Below are 14,253 nucleotides of genomic sequence, written 5' to 3' on the forward strand. Positions count from 1 at the left end.
CGAATTGGGTAGGGCCAGTCTTAGGTTGGGGATACTTTGATCGATAGGTTAGTTATGCCGTTGGCCACGATGGCGCCATTAGCATTGGCCCAGGGCCCCTTGTCGATGCGGTCGCGGGCGTTGATGGCAGGCTTATCTATAAGTTTTAACAATACGGGTTTGTAGAGCATGGCTCCAACCCGGAGGGTCAGCATTTGTCGTGCCGAATGAAATCGTGAGAAAAATTGTGATGTTGGAGAGAATTGCTAATCTCCGGATGTTGCCCTGAAGAAATAGCCTGCTGACGGCCTGTTTTCAGAGAACCAAAAAGTCGGCCATGAAAACATGGCCGACCAACGCAGCTATCCCCTATTTTGGATAAATCACTCAGTTAAAGCATCGGAACTGGCGAGGTTTATCCTTGATTTTTTACTCAATTGATCGATTTTAATCGAGGCTTGCTCAAAGGATGCTGTCACTTTGTCAAATGCCGAACGATGCACCGTAGCGCTCTCAGTCGGCTTAGCAGATGCCTGTGCCACAGCATCCACCTTGCCTGCCGAATCGACAGCAGGTTGATGCTCTTTGGCTTTATCGGTATTGAGATCGGCAGAATCGTCGCTCGCGGCCTCAAGATCCAAGTCCTCGCTATTGTTGTCAACTTTGCCATCATTGATTAAATGACGGCGATATTGCAGGAAGGACTCGCGGGTAAACACGTACGGATCCAAGGCCGCCTCGTCGATGAAGTTCAGCTCTCTTTGGACTTTTGCGCGATCGCTGATGCCTTCGATAACGCCGGTGAACGGGACGTAAGTGCCTGGATTGGCGGCTTTGTCTACGATAAGGGCGCTACCATCACGAATCGTTGTAGGGCCCATGACGGGCAGCACCAAATAAGGCCCCTCTCCGACCCCCCAAACCGCCAAGGTTTGCCCGAAGTCCTCGACATTATGTTCCAGGCCCAGTGTACTCGCCACATCGATCAATCCAGCGACACCGATGGTCGTATTGGTCAGGAAACGGCCGGCATCCGAAGCGCCTTGTTCAAATTTTCCCTGCAGGACATCATTCAACACCACATTGATGCCTTTCAAGTTGCTAAAAAAATTACTCACCCCGGTTTCCACGAAATCAGGCGTGATAAATTTGTAACCGTCAGAGACCGGTTTGAAAAAATATTTATCCAGTCCCATGTTAAACCCGTACATGGATCGGTTGAAGCCCTCATAGGGATCGACCTGGCTTGCCTTGGCCGAAACAGGATCTACCGAGGTTTCCGCGCGTTTCTCAGTGCTCGCGCATCCAATCGTCATCAATGCGCTTGAAACTAAAAACACTGGTGCTAAAGATGCTCGGCTTTTGCCTGAGTACAATCGGGTAAACATTACATACAACTCCACTGAATTATTGGTTCGAGTAACTTTCAATTTTAGGTGAAGAGCTTTCGCCACGGCTCCCCTATGATATTGATTCGCCATTATTAGCATACCACTTAAGCCCTTGTTATCATACAAAATCCGTCTTTTCCGGGACGGACAAGTTGATGGTCGCGGCTAGCCGAATCAGAATGATTGCCCCGGTTGGTAATGGCTTTTTTGGTAAATCTCCGTGATGGCCTCTCCGTTCCATACATAACAAAAATGCGGGCCTTGCCGAACGGGAGACAGGATGCGCGGCCTAAAAACGGCTACACATTCGCCCCCGGAATAACGGACGCTATCGTAAACGATGCCGTTTGAACCGGTGTCGCGCAATGCTTTCGCCAGGGTTTGAGGATGAAGATAACTCCCTGGGTCATCCGTATAAATCGCCGGCATCTGCGCTTGCATCTTGCGAATATCATGCAACTCCGATTCCAAATCCGCAGCATAGCTTCGCATGTCGATTTCCATCGGCGGCTCGCTCGTCGCCGCCAAGAACCGAGCCTTATGAAACCGGGTTTCGGCGATTGCCGTATCCATATCCTTGCCGGCATAGTAAACCCCGTAAGTGCCGTCTGTAAACCGGCTTCCTTCCGGGTTCAGATGGGTGAAGGCGGCCATAATCGGCGTGGTTCCAGGGCCCGAGACCCGGTCTTCGAGGGGAACAAGCCTGATATCGCCCGACTCGTCCAACAGCCGGTCATTTGTCAACGCTTCGATCGCAAAAACAATGTCCAGGTCTTCCGGCGCGGCTACCCGATCGAATAACCCCACCGGCGGAAACCGGCTGGGAACCAGCCGCCAACAAGGATGCCAAACTACGCGGCTGATTGGTGACGATGGCGTGGTCATTACCCGCGTTGCCCGTCGAGGTATTGCCTAACCACATACAAATCGATGACGCGGCCTTTCAGCATCCGATCGAGCGCCGATTTGCCTTGAAACAATCCTGCGCTATTCGGGCGCTTGATCCATTGATCCGCCGCTTCGGCTTTAGGCAACAATATCTGCAACGCTTTATAAATGCCGAAAATGTAGGAGAGCCTTTCCAGCTTATCGGGATTCAGCTTGGCGAGCTCGGGCTGCTTTTTCCACTTGAAAAAGGTGCTGCGGGAATCCATGCCCAGCAGGACCATTGCCTCATCCGTACTGAGTTTCCAGGCCTCCGCAATATTAAAAAAAGTCCGTAATGCGCTTTTTGCGATCATCGCGTCATCAAGATCGGGGCGACTGCTTGCAATGGATAACATACCGCATCTCCTCAATGAGTGTATTTATGTAACATATCTCAAAATAAGTCCACTTATAGACCTTGTCAAGGTTTTTGTCTATCCGCCCCAAAACCTGGGATTGACCTGAAGGCGTGCTCGCATCACGGGAACGGCATCAGTGCTCATTCAGCCGACACAATCTTATAAGGGCAAGAGATGCTCTTCCCAGGAGATGGCAATCATTCGCATAATTATGTTTGAGTTGCCGCGGCAAAGCGGAACGCTTTGCCCTCCGAGGCAGAGATGAGGGATGTTACCTGAAAAATCCTACAGACAATCCGCCAGCACGATGGCCCGTTTCGGCGCGGGCAGGCCTTCGATCGTCAATGCGGGATCATTCGGATCAAGAAAATCCGGCAGCGATTGAAACGGCATCCATTCGGTGCGGCGCTGCTCTTCGATGCTTGTCGGCGTGATGTCGACCACGCGGATATTGCCGAAGCGGCAGCGCTTTAGCCAACTCTCCAGCGTCGCAATGCTGGGGATGAACCAGACATTGCGCATGTTCGCATAGCGGTCCTCCGGCAGCAGGGTTTCGCCCAGTTTGCCGTCGATGATCAAGGTTTCGAGCACCAGTTCGCCGCCGGGTTTCAGGCAGCCCCTCAGTTCCAAAAGATGTTCGATCGGCGACCGCCGATGATACAGCACGCCCATCGAAAACACCGTATCGAATGCTTTCAAGTCGGCCGGCAACGCCTCGATGCCGAAAGGCAGGACATGCAACGGCGCGGGACCGTGCAGCGCCTTGACCAGCTGGAATTGGACCACATTCAACAGCAAGGGATCGATGCCGACGACCGTCTTCGCGCCCGCACCTAGCATGCGCCAGCAGTGATAGCCGCTGCCGCAGCCGACATCCAGCACCAACCGGTGCGTCAAAGGCGAGATGTGATCCTGGAGCCGATTCCATTTCCAGTCGGAGCGCCATTCGGTGTCGATTGGGATGCCGTATAAATCGTAGGGCCCCTTGCGCCAGGGAATCAATTCGCGCAGGATTTCCAAGAGCAAGGCCCTGTCTTCATCGCCAATATCCTCGGCGCGTCCGATTTGCACTACATCGCCGGTCAAACAGCGCAGCGAAGGCGACAATGCCGGCAGACGCTCGAGCAAGGCCTGCCAGCGCGGCAGCGTGCCGTGGCGGGCCGGGTCCAGCGCGGCGGCGATTTGATCAGGCAAGAGGTCCGCCCAGGCGCCCGCATTGGCTTCGCTGAGCGCCGCATATAAACCATCGTAAGCGGTCATTTCAGGGCGAGGATCGAGGCGAAGTTGAAATATTGAAACCAGACTTCCGCGCTGTTGAATCCGGCCTCGAGCAAACGGCCTTGATGGGCCGCGAACGTTTCCGGAATCAGCACGTTCTCGAGCGCGCTACGTTTCTGACTGATTTCGAGATCGCTGTAGCCCTGCGCGCGCTTGAACGCATGATGCATGTCAGTCTGCAAGTCCTGCTGCCTGGGGTCGTCGAAGCAAAGCTTTTCGGACAGAATCAACAGCCCGCCCGGCAACAGCCCTTGCTGAATTTTACGCAGAAAAGCCAGACGGTCTTCGACCGGAATGAATTGCAAGGTGAAATTGAGCACCACGACCGAGGCGTTTTCGATCGTGATGTCGCGGATGTCCTCGCAGCGAATTTGAACATTCGCATTCGGCGCGTCTTTTTGTAAACGTTCGTGGAAACGCGAGACCATCGCCGCCGAATTATCGACCGCGACGATGCGGCAGTTCGGTGCGTCGATGTGTTGCAGCATGCTGAAAGTCGCCGCGCCGAGCGAGCAGCCGAGGTCGTAGCAGACGCTATCGGGACGCGCGAAGCGGCCGGCCAACAGGCCGATCGCGGCAATGATCGCCTGATAGCCCGGCACCGAGCGCTGGATCATGTCGGGAAAAACGTCAACGACCTTGGCGTCGAATTTGAATGCTTCGATGTCAGCCAAGGGGCTGGCGTAAATGGAATCTTTGGTTTGAGTCACGGCAGAAAGGGTTGATGGCCGGCGCCGCAGCAGCCGCTCGAAAAAATCAGATCAAACCGGGGTCGAAATGGCCGGATTTGACCGCAAGACGCGTCAGTTCCACATCGTTTTTAACCTTTAGTTTACCATAAAGCCGATAGCGGTAGGTATTGACCGTTTTGGTGTTGATCGACAGTATTTCGGCCATTTCCGCTATCGATTTGCCTTGCAGGATCAGCGTCACGATTTCGGTTTCGCGCTGCGACAGTTTGGCGAACGGCGACGGTTGATCGCCGAGCAAGCTTTGAAAAGCCAGATGACTCGCGACATCGTTGCACAGATAACGCTGTCCATCGACCGCCTTGCGGATCGCGCAAATCATTTCGTCTGCGGAGGAAGATTTGGAGATGAAACCCAGCACGCCGAGCTTCAATAATTGCTGCGGAATCGGACCGTCGTTATAAGCCGACAAGCCGATGATTTTAACATTGGGGTTCTGCCGCAAAATGCGACGACTGGCCTCGACGCCGCCGATGCCGGGCATGCTGACGTCCATCAATACCACATCCGGCGCCAGTTCTTCGACGATCTCGAGCGCTTGTTCGCCGGAATCGGCGACCGCCACGACTTGAATTCCCTTATCCGAATTCAATAGCGCCTGGATGCCGGTCCTGACCAATTGATGATCGTCAACGAGGAGCACACTAATCATAAACCTTATTTTTTATTATCTTATAACCAGTCAATTAACATCGGCGAGGATCGCTGAGATCCCGCCAACGAAATCCATTGCTTTATTTTTTTCGATTATAGCGCTGATAATACGGTTTGTCTGTAGCGATGAAGGCGAATGGATCTCTATTTGACGACCAAAATATAACCATAATTTATGTGGTTTTACGAGTTTTTCGCGTCCGGCGGGCGAGGCTTGCAAATGGGCCAATCATTGCGTGTAATGCGAATTTTTTGCGGCTAGCCGCGTCGAAAGAAAAATCATCTCAAAAAACAACTATTTCATCCATAAAGAGGCAAATGCATGTTGATCCCATATCTAGTCAAAAAATCGGTAGTGCTTCCGTCCGTATTGTTCGTGACGCTCAGCCATTCCGCTTCGGCAACAGAAGCGCCGGAAATCAAAAGAACGGTCTTGTTACGGCAAAACGTGACCCTCCCCAGCCCGAATGTGAACGGCAAAGTGATTCGGGTCAGCTTTCCGCAAGGCGTCAAAACCCCGCGCCATACGCATGAGGGACCGGGACCGCGCTATGTGGTCAAGGGCACGCTGCAAGTGGTCGAGGGCGACAAGACCGGAATTTACTCGGAGGGCGAGGTGTTTTGGGAAACCGGGCAATCGATGACCGTCGAGAACATCGGCGGTGAGCCTGCCGAATTGATCATTTTTGAAATGGGCCCGGGGCATTGAGATGGCGCGCTGGCTGAGCCTGCTGATCTTGCTACTGTGCTGGACAAGGGTTTCGGCGGCGCCGCCGAAGCCCTTGCTCTGGCAAGTCAGCGACGAGGACAATAGCGTCTATATGCTGGGCTCGTTTCACATGCTGAAGGCCGAGGATTATCCCTTGGCCGCGGCCGTCAACCAGGCGTTCGACGCGGCCGGCAAAGTCTATTTCGAAGTCGCTCCGGAAGAGCTGAACAATCCCGCAAGCGTGCAAGCGATGATGAAGACGGGCCTGATCGAAGGCGGTGGAACGCTCAAGCAGATCCTGAAAACCGACACATGGAAGCGCTTGCAGCACTATTGCCAAACCCATGCGTTGCCGATCGAGTCGTTCCAGGCGATGAAACCGTGGCTGGCGGCGCTGACGATCGCGAATCTTGCCGTCACGCAGGCCGGCTTCCTGCCGGATCTGGGATTGGACAAGCATTATATGGACATGGCCGCTATCGCGCGCAAGGACACGGCGGGGCTGGAGACCCTCAGTCAGCAGGTCGGGGTTTTTGCTCAAATGGCCCCCAAGGATCAGGAACTGTTCTTGAATCAGACCTTAAAAGACATGCAGAACCCGGCGCAACTGGAGCAATTGCATCAGCGCTGGCGCAATGGCGACGCCGAGGGTTTGCTCCAGCTGCTGAGCCAGGATAGCATCAACGACACCCCCGCATTTTACCGGCGTCTGAATCGCGATAGGAATCGCGTCTGGCTGCCGCAAATTTCCGCGTTTCTGCGCGAAAACACCCAGGGCGACGCCCTGGTGGTGGTCGGCAGTCTGCATTTATTGGGCGCCGACGGTCTGATCGAACTGCTGAAGGCCCAGGGTTTTCGCGTGGTCCGCCTGCATTGAAGGGCTCCTCAATGCCGCGTATCCGCCTGATAAGCCGATAAATCGTCGGCCAGCAGCTTTTGCACATCGATCCGGTCGAAACGGTATTGCTTGTTACAAAATTCGCAGCCGACTTCGACCGCGCCTTTTTCCTGCAGAATATGCTCCAGTTCCTGTTCGCCGAGCGAGCGCAGGGCGTATTCGATTTTCTGTTTGGAGCAGGCACACTCGAAGCAGACCGCTTCGGCATCGAAGAGGCGGACTTTTTCTTCATGGAACAGCCGGTGCAGCAGCGTCTCGCAGTCGAGATTCAGCAACTCCGTTTCGGTCAGCGTGTCAGCCAACATCGTGATGCGCTCCCAATCGGACTTGAAGTCCTTATGCGCGGGCAGTTCCTGCAACAATAAGCCGGCCGCCACCTGATCGTTCGCAAACAGCCACAAACGGGTATCGAGCTGTTCGGACTGGATGAAATAGGTCTGCAAGGCGGCGGCCAGATTGGCGCCTCTCAGCGGCACGATGCCTTGATAAGGTTCGCCGTTATCCGGCCTGATCGTCAACACCAGTCGCCCCTGGCCGAACACCGCTTCGAGCGGACCGTCATGCACCTCGCCGGCACAGCGAACCAGGCCCCTGATTTTGCGGTCGTGCGTCGATTGCGCGACCAGGGTTCTGAAGGCGCCATCGCCCTGCGCCTGCATGATGACCGAGCCGCTGAACTTGATCGTGGCGGACAACAGCACGGCCGCCGCCAGCGCCTGCCCTAAATGTTCTTGGACGGCCGCATTGCCGTGTTGATTGTGCCGGGCGTTTTGCCAACTGTTTGACAACTTGACCCATTCGCCGCGCACGCCGAATTCCTCGAAAATAAAGCGGCGTAAACTATCTTCTTCCATCCTGTCTTTCCGAAAAAGTAAACGCTTTATTATACCCCGCAATCGGTGTAACCTAGCGTTCTGTTGATTACCGCAGGTTCCGTCTATGATTTTTGCTGCAAAAAAGCTGGTACTGCCGGATCCCGCCGACGCTCTGCCCGGCAACCCCGAACCGCCGCGCGTAACCAATCGGCATTTTGTGACCGGCAATCCGATCGTGCCGCCGTTTCCCGAGCCTCTGCGCCTGGCGCTGTTCGGTCTCGGCTGTTTCTGGGGCGCCGAACGCCGCTTTTGGTCTTATCCCCAGATCTTCAGCACCGCGGTCGGCTACAGCGGCGGCTATACGGTCAATCCGACTTACGACCAGGTCTGCACCGGCATGACCGGTCACAGTGAAGTGGTCAGGGTGGTTTACGATCCCGAGTTGACGCCCTACGGCGAGCTGCTGAAGCTGTTCTGGGAGGCGCACAATCCGACCCAGGGCATGCGCCAGGGCAACGACATCGGCACGCAATACCGCTCCGGAATCTACACCTATGACCAGGAACAATGGAATCTGGCAATCGCTTCGAGGCAAGCCTTTCAGGAGCAATTGTCGAGGGCCGGCTATGGGGAGATCACGACCGAGATTCTGCCGGCCGGCGAGTTTTATTATGCCGAAGATTATCACCAGCAATACCTTGCCAAAAATCCCGGCGGCTATTGCGGACTCGGCGGCCTCGGCGTGTGTTACGCCGAAAAATAAGCGGGCAAAAAAAAGGGCGGTTAAATAACCGCCCGAGAACTATTAGGAAGATTTCAACGCAACTTTCAGCTCACAGGCTCCGGGGAGCCTCAAAAGTTAGGTTAATGATAGCAACACAAAAGACAATTAAAAATGTGGCAAATTGTCGCAGGGCCACAACGGTTGTCAAAAAAGATACAAAGTGTTGCGCGTTATTTGATTCCGCCATCGCGAAAACGCCAGGCAAAAAAAAGGGCGGTTAAACAACCGCCCGAGAACTATTAGGAAGATTTCAACGCAACTTTCAGCTCACAGGCTCCGGAGAGCCTCAAAAGTTAAATTAATCATAGCAACGCCAAAGTCAATTGAAAATGTGGCAAATTGTCGCACCGTTGCAACGATTACCAAAAAAGCGACAGCGGCATTTCCGTAAATCGTTGCAGAACTGCGATACTGGTTGCGCGCTATGTGCTGCAAAAGTTGATTCGATCATAGCAATTGCCACTGAACGGCGCGTGTGACATATTGCCGCAGTGCGCAAGGCCCGGCAAATAGGCGACAATAGCCCCAGAGATACAGAATCGGTCAATTTTTTGGTTATTTTGGAACATGCTCACAAACGTTACGCCCAAGTCCGAATTTAGCGCCAGACAAAATCTGCGCTGGCTGTTCATCCTTAGAAACATGCTGATTCTAGCCGCTTCGCTGTTGCTGGTCATCTCGGCCTACGGACTGAACATCCAGTTACCCGAAGAACAGCTCTGGCTGGTAATCGTATCGATCATCTCGGTCAACATGTACACTTCGATGCGTTTGCAGACCGGGGATCCGGTGTCGGAGCTCGAAATTTTCTCGCAATTGACGATCGATGTACTGGGGATTGCGGCGTTCATGTATCTGACCGGAGGCGCCTCGAACCCGATCATCTGGGTGTTTCTGCTGCCTTTGATCGTGACTGCGATCATGCTGCCGCAGTCCTACGCCTGGTATATGGTCGTGCTGACCACGTCGATGTATACGATTTTGATCGCGTATAACATCCCCCTGCCCTCGATCGAGCCGCACATGCCCGATCCCGAGCGACTGCATCCCGACATGCCGCATTACTCGATGCTGCTGAATGCCTATGCGACCAGCGACCGGCATTATTATGACCTGCATATGTTCGGCATGTGGTTCGGATTTGTGTTCAGCGCCGGACTGGTGGCGTTTTTCGTGGTCGAATTGGCGAAAACCTTAAAGAGTCAGGAACGCAGTCTAGCGATTGCACGCGAAAATGCGCTCCGCGACGAGCGGGTCATCGCACTCGGCACCCTGGCCGCCAGCGCGGCCCATGACATGGGCACACCGCTCGGCACGATCGCGATCGTCGCGCACGAACTCAGACAAGACTTTCCGCAACACCGCTTTCCCGATCTGCACGAAAAAATCGACATCATGCAGCAGCAGGTCGACCGCTGCAAACAGGCTTTATCGGTGATGTCCGCCTCGGCCGGCGAAATTCGCGCCGAATCCGGGCGCGTGATGCGCGTGGCCGCCTATATCGACGATGTGATCAATCTCTGGCGCACCCAGAAATCCACGGTCAAACTGAATTTTTTCATCGACCCCGACACTGTCGATGAAGCCGAGATCATCGCCGAACGCACGCTGACGCATGCCTTGATCAATATCCTGAACAATGCGGCCGATGCGTCCGGCGACAATCGCAAGGGCATCGAATTTCACGTAGCTTGGGATTTGCGGCTGCTGCATATCAAGATTCGCGATTATGGCCCCGGCTTTCCGCCGGAAATGGTCGAGAGCGCGGGCCGGCAGCCTTTAGTCAGTAGAAAACGCGGCCTCGGGGTCGGTCTGTTTCTGACTTATTCGACCATCAGCCGCCTGGGCGGCACGATCCGGCTTTATAATGCGGAACCGCACGGCGCCTGCGTCGATATCACGCTGCCGCTGTTGCATGCCGAACCGAGTGAAGAGGAGAATGCGATCAATGGATAACCGAGCAAGCGACAAACCGAGATTATTGCTGGTCGACGACGATGAAACCTATTGCCGGGTGCTGAAATCCGCGCTCGAAAAACGCGATTATGAAGTGCTGGTCGCAAACGACGTGCAAAGCGGCATCGAACTCGCCGAACACAATCTGCCGGAATACGCGGTGATCGACCTGCGTATCGGCCACGAATCGGGCCTGGAACTGGTCAAGAAACTGATCTCACTGGACGCGAACACGGCCTGCGTGATGTTGACCGGCTTCGCGAGCATCGCGACCGCGGTCGAGGCGATCAAGCTCGGCGCGATACACTATCTGACCAAACCCGCCAATGCCGACGAGATTCTGGCCGCCCTGCATAAAAACGAAGGCGACGCGAGCGTGTCGATCAGCGAAAGCCCCTTGTCGGTCAAGCGCCTGGAATGGGAGCATCTGCAAAAAATTCTGATGCAACACGACGGCAATATCTCTGCCGCCGCCAGAGCCTTGAACATGCATCGGCGCACGCTGCAACGCAAGCTCGAAAAGCGTCCGGTCAGGGAGTAAAGCCGGCAATTATTTCGCGATTTGCCAACCGGTTCATGGACTGCATTAAAAATAAGATTATGCTATTTGGCATGGATTCTGCGTAAGAATATGATGTTTCCGAACCAGAGAACTATCTAACGCAGAACCGGTCAACCCATTAGATTGTTTCCCTGACTTGCAGAATGAAGACCGCATCCGGGGAGAGAAACCTAACTTTTTAATCGCAATGCAGTTCAGAGAGGTTCACGATGAATAAATCAGCCGTTGTTTTATTGATCTTGACCGGCCTTGCGGCTTCTCGGCCGGCCCTCAGCGGAACCGAGGAGGAATTGAACCGCTTCCACACCTTGTGCAAGACCGATGCGGACGTGGTGGTCAACGGCTACGAGTTCAAGAAGTCCGGACTTTCGTTCGCGGCGATCAGGGATACGATCAAGACCGCTTTCGCGGATAAAATCCAAACCTCGAAGGATAGCGGCAATGATGCATTATACCTGATCAATGCCGCCTACCGCTTGAACCCCGAGCTGAAGACCGAAATCATTCGCGAAGCGGCCTATCGGCTGTGCATGAAAGAAAAATTATCGACGGACCGGTAATGTTGCCTATCGCCGGATGAGCGTTTGCAAAGTTGGGCTCTACTTCGGCTGGATTTTTTAAATGAGAATTGTTATTATTTTTTATAACAATCCCTCAGGAGATCTTTCCATGTATGTATGCGTCTGCAAGGCAGTCACCGATACCCAAATCAAGAAAGCCATCGATAACGGCCTGTGTACGCGCCGACAGCTGTTCGAGTGCTTCGGCGTCGGCGGCGACTGCGGAAAATGCAATCGTCAGGTCAAGGAATTGCTTGACGCGGGCAAGCAAAATCAATTTATAATGCCCTCAGTGTCCACTCAACCTGTCTATAATGCCTGCTGAAGGCGCCGGGAGCATCCATGAAGGGCGATAAAAAAATCATCGAATTCTTGAACAAGACGCTGACGAATGAGCTGACCGCGATCAATCAGTATTTTTTACATGCGCGCATGTTCAAAAACTGGGGCTTTTCGAAACTGAATGAAAAGGAATATCACGAGTCGATCGATGAGATGAAGCATGCCGATACGCTGATCGAGCGGATTCTGTTTCTGGAAGGCCTGCCCAATCTGCAGAATCTCGACAAGCTCTTGATCGGAGAGAACCCGCAGGAGATGCTCGAATGCGACCTGAAGCTCGAACAGACCGCGATTCCATTGCTCAGGGAGGCGATCGCCTATTGCGAGTCGGTACAGGACTATGTCTCCCGCGAAATTTTCACGCATATTCTCGAAAGCGAGGAAGAGCATGTCGATTGGCTCGAAACCCAGCTCGAATTGATCGGAAAGATCGGCATTCAGAATTATCTGCAATCGCAAGTCTGACTATCCCCTCCCCGCAATAAAAATCAGCGACTTAGCCGACGTTTGACAGAGCCTCTCTAGCCCGGTAGAGCATTTTCGGGCTATAATCCGCCTCTTTTGTCCTGGATTTACGTTCCAGCTTACAACGAGGAAATCAAATGTCTCAAATCGTGGTTTGCGCCCTGTACAAGTTCGTGACCCTGGAAAACCATGGGCAGCTGCGGCAGCCTTTGCACCGGGTCATGGAAAATAACGGCGTCAAGGGAACCCTGCTGTTGGCCTCGGAAGGCATCAACGGCACGGTCGCAGGATCCCGCGAAGGTATCGACACTGTATTGGCCTGGCTGCGCAGCGACCCGAGGCTCGCGGATATCGACACCAAGGAATCCTACACCGGCGTGCCACCTTTCAACCGCACCAAAGTCAAACTGAAGAAAGAGATCGTCACGATGGGCGTCGAGGGCATCGATCCCCGGCGCGTGGTCGGCACTTATGTGAAGCCTGCCGACTGGAACCGCCTGATTTCGGATCCGGAAGTGATTTTGATCGACACCCGCAACGACTACGAATATCAGGTCGGCACCTTCAAAAACGCGGTCAATCCGCAGACCGAAAGCTTCCGCGAGTTTCCGCAGTTCGTCAAGGACCATCTCGATCCTGCGCAGCACAAGAAAGTCGCGATGTTTTGCACCGGCGGCATACGCTGCGAAAAATCGACCGCCTATTTGAAGGAACAAGGCTTCGAAGAGGTCTATCATCTTCAAGGCGGTATCCTGAAATATCTGGAAGAGGTGCCGGTCGAGAACACACTCTGGCAGGGCGAATGCTTCGTTTTCGACGAGCGCGTGACGGTCGACCATGCGCTGCAAAAGGGCGAATATGACCAATGCCATGCCTGCCGGCTGCCGATTACCGCAGCTGACAAGGCCGACCCCCGCTATCAAAAAGGCGTCAGTTGCCCGCATTGTCACGGCAAACTGACCGAGGAACAGAAAAGCCGTTTCAGCGAGCGTGAAAAGCAGATGCAGCTTGCGCGGCAGCGCGGCGAGGCGCATATCGGTTCGGATGCGGCCAGAAGCCTGCGTGCGAAACGAGAAGCGAAACAGCTGCGCCGTGAGCAACAAGCCGCAAGCCGGCTCGATGAGGTCTGCTGATGAGCGAGACGCCCCTGCAAATCGGACAACTGGCGCCGTCATTGGCGGTCTCCGAATGGGTGCAGGGAGTGCCGGTCAATTTCGAGCAGTTGAAGGGGCGCGTGGTGCTGGTCGAGGTGTTTCAGGTCAACTGTCCCGGCTGCTTTTTCTATGCGTTGCCGGAAGCGATCGAATTGCACCGCAAATATGCCGATGCCGGCTTGGCTGTGCTCGGCGTGGCGACCGCCTTCGAGGATTTCGATAAAAACACGCTCGAAAATTTACGCCTGCTGGTCGAGCGTAACGAAGTGATCGGCGAAACCTTCAAGGCGCTGAGCCAGCATGGGAAACTCGTGCAAGGACGCCTGCCGTACCGCATTCCTTTCCCGTTGGCGATGGATCAATTGAGCGAGCGGCAGGGCGAAATCTCCGGCGATGACATTCTCGCCTTCATCCAAGGCCGCTTGCCGAATTTCGACCGGCAGCCGGAGGCCTATCGGCAGCAGGTCATCCAACAGGTAGAGAAATATCTGGAATCGCTGCGCTATCGGGCGGAAACTTTTGAACGCTTTCAATTGAAAGGCACGCCGTCGCAGATCCTGGTCGACAAGCAAGGCGCGCTGCGCGCCTGCGAGTTTGGCGCTTTTCCTGACCTGGAAAGCCGTGTGGTCCAGTTGTTGCAGGAATGACCTGACGGCTTAGACGCCTCCGGC

General features: G+C 54.3%; 18 protein-coding genes. 10 read left to right on the forward strand and 8 right to left on the reverse strand.

Translation table 11 applies throughout. The annotated features are described in order from the left end of the window. Positions 1-20: 20 nt before the first annotated feature. The 7 genes from ACEPPP_RS03730 to ACEPPP_RS03760 form a co-directional block, all read right to left on the reverse strand. A complete protein-coding gene (locus ACEPPP_RS03730; RefSeq protein ID WP_374089712.1) occupies positions 21-170 on the reverse strand; it encodes a hypothetical protein in 150 nt (49 codons plus the stop codon). Between the two features lie 192 nt (positions 171-362). Next, entirely contained in the window at positions 363-1,367 is a 1,005-nt protein-coding gene (locus ACEPPP_RS03735; RefSeq protein WP_374089713.1) for a VacJ family lipoprotein, read from the reverse strand. 177 nt (positions 1,368-1,544) lie between these two features. After that, complete coding sequence (locus ACEPPP_RS03740) at positions 1,545-2,177, reverse strand: RES family NAD+ phosphorylase (RefSeq protein ID WP_374089714.1); 633 nt, start codon at positions 2,175-2,177, stop codon at positions 1,545-1,547. A gap of 77 nt (positions 2,178-2,254) precedes the next feature. Continuing rightward, entirely contained in the window at positions 2,255-2,653 is a 399-nt protein-coding gene (locus tag ACEPPP_RS03745) for an antitoxin Xre-like helix-turn-helix domain-containing protein (RefSeq protein ID WP_374089715.1), read from the reverse strand. A 288-nt stretch (positions 2,654-2,941) separates the two neighbouring features. Beyond that, positions 2,942-3,916, reverse strand: a complete 975-nt coding sequence (gene cmoB, locus ACEPPP_RS03750; protein ID WP_374089716.1) for a tRNA 5-methoxyuridine(34)/uridine 5-oxyacetic acid(34) synthase CmoB — start codon at positions 3,914-3,916, stop codon at positions 2,942-2,944. Further along, positions 3,913-4,644: a carboxy-S-adenosyl-L-methionine synthase CmoA gene (gene cmoA, locus ACEPPP_RS03755; RefSeq protein ID WP_374089717.1), complete on the reverse strand. Its 732-nt coding sequence runs from the start codon at positions 4,642-4,644 to the stop codon at positions 3,913-3,915. The genes cmoB and cmoA overlap by 4 nt, the downstream gene beginning before the upstream one ends. Positions 4,645-4,690: 46 nt before the next feature. Beyond that, positions 4,691-5,335 carry a response regulator gene (locus tag ACEPPP_RS03760; protein WP_374089718.1) on the reverse strand — a complete coding sequence of 215 codons (645 nt, stop codon included), beginning with the start codon at positions 5,333-5,335 and terminating at the stop codon, positions 4,691-4,693. A 324-nt stretch (positions 5,336-5,659) separates the two neighbouring features. On the opposite strand from ACEPPP_RS03760, the gene ACEPPP_RS03765 reads away from it, so the two are divergent. Then, on the forward strand, positions 5,660-6,046 hold the full coding sequence (locus ACEPPP_RS03765; protein WP_374089719.1) for a cupin domain-containing protein: 387 nt from the start codon (positions 5,660-5,662) through the stop codon (positions 6,044-6,046). 1 nt (position 6,047) lies between these two features. Further along, complete coding sequence (locus ACEPPP_RS03770; RefSeq protein WP_374089720.1) at positions 6,048-6,923, forward strand: TraB/GumN family protein; 876 nt, start codon at positions 6,048-6,050, stop codon at positions 6,921-6,923. 8 nt (positions 6,924-6,931) lie between these two features. Here the strand turns inward: ACEPPP_RS03770 and hslO are convergent, their stop codons facing one another. Further along, a complete protein-coding gene (gene hslO / locus ACEPPP_RS03775) occupies positions 6,932-7,798 on the reverse strand; it encodes an Hsp33 family molecular chaperone HslO (RefSeq protein ID WP_374089721.1) in 867 nt (288 codons plus the stop codon). Positions 7,799-7,883: 85 nt separating this feature from the next. Between hslO and msrA the strand changes: the two genes are divergently transcribed. The 8 genes from msrA to ACEPPP_RS03815 all read left to right on the forward strand — a co-directional run bounded on the left by msrA (position 7,884) and on the right by ACEPPP_RS03815 (position 14,229). After that, entirely contained in the window at positions 7,884-8,522 is a 639-nt protein-coding gene (gene msrA / locus ACEPPP_RS03780; protein ID WP_374089722.1) for a peptide-methionine (S)-S-oxide reductase MsrA, read from the forward strand. A 588-nt stretch (positions 8,523-9,110) separates the two neighbouring features. Continuing rightward, positions 9,111-10,499 carry an ATP-binding protein gene (locus tag ACEPPP_RS03785; protein ID WP_374089723.1) on the forward strand — a complete coding sequence of 463 codons (1,389 nt, stop codon included), beginning with the start codon at positions 9,111-9,113 and terminating at the stop codon, positions 10,497-10,499. Next, entirely contained in the window at positions 10,492-11,040 is a 549-nt protein-coding gene (locus tag ACEPPP_RS03790; RefSeq protein WP_374089724.1) for a response regulator transcription factor, read from the forward strand. Before ACEPPP_RS03785 ends, ACEPPP_RS03790 begins: the two co-directional genes overlap by 8 nt. A gap of 230 nt (positions 11,041-11,270) precedes the next feature. Then, positions 11,271-11,621, forward strand: a complete 351-nt coding sequence (locus ACEPPP_RS03795) for a hypothetical protein (RefSeq protein WP_374089725.1) — start codon at positions 11,271-11,273, stop codon at positions 11,619-11,621. A 109-nt stretch (positions 11,622-11,730) separates the two neighbouring features. Continuing rightward, on the forward strand, positions 11,731-11,946 hold the full coding sequence (locus tag ACEPPP_RS03800; RefSeq protein WP_374090880.1) for a bacterioferritin-associated ferredoxin: 216 nt from the start codon (positions 11,731-11,733) through the stop codon (positions 11,944-11,946). Positions 11,947-11,963: 17 nt separating this feature from the next. Further along, positions 11,964-12,428, forward strand: a complete 465-nt coding sequence (gene bfr / locus ACEPPP_RS03805) for a bacterioferritin (protein ID WP_374089726.1) — start codon at positions 11,964-11,966, stop codon at positions 12,426-12,428. Between the two features lie 137 nt (positions 12,429-12,565). After that, positions 12,566-13,561 (forward strand): rhodanese-related sulfurtransferase, encoded by a 996-nt coding sequence (locus tag ACEPPP_RS03810; protein ID WP_374089727.1) that lies wholly within the window; start codon positions 12,566-12,568, stop codon positions 13,559-13,561. Beyond that, positions 13,561-14,229, forward strand: a complete 669-nt coding sequence (locus ACEPPP_RS03815) for a TlpA family protein disulfide reductase (RefSeq protein ID WP_374089728.1) — start codon at positions 13,561-13,563, stop codon at positions 14,227-14,229. Before ACEPPP_RS03810 ends, ACEPPP_RS03815 begins: the two co-directional genes overlap by 1 nt. The last annotated feature ends 24 nt before the right edge of the window (positions 14,230-14,253 follow it).

This window comes from Methylomicrobium lacus (assembly GCF_041897535.1).
Taxonomy (GTDB): domain Bacteria; phylum Pseudomonadota; class Gammaproteobacteria; order Methylococcales; family Methylomonadaceae; genus Methylomicrobium; species Methylomicrobium lacus_A.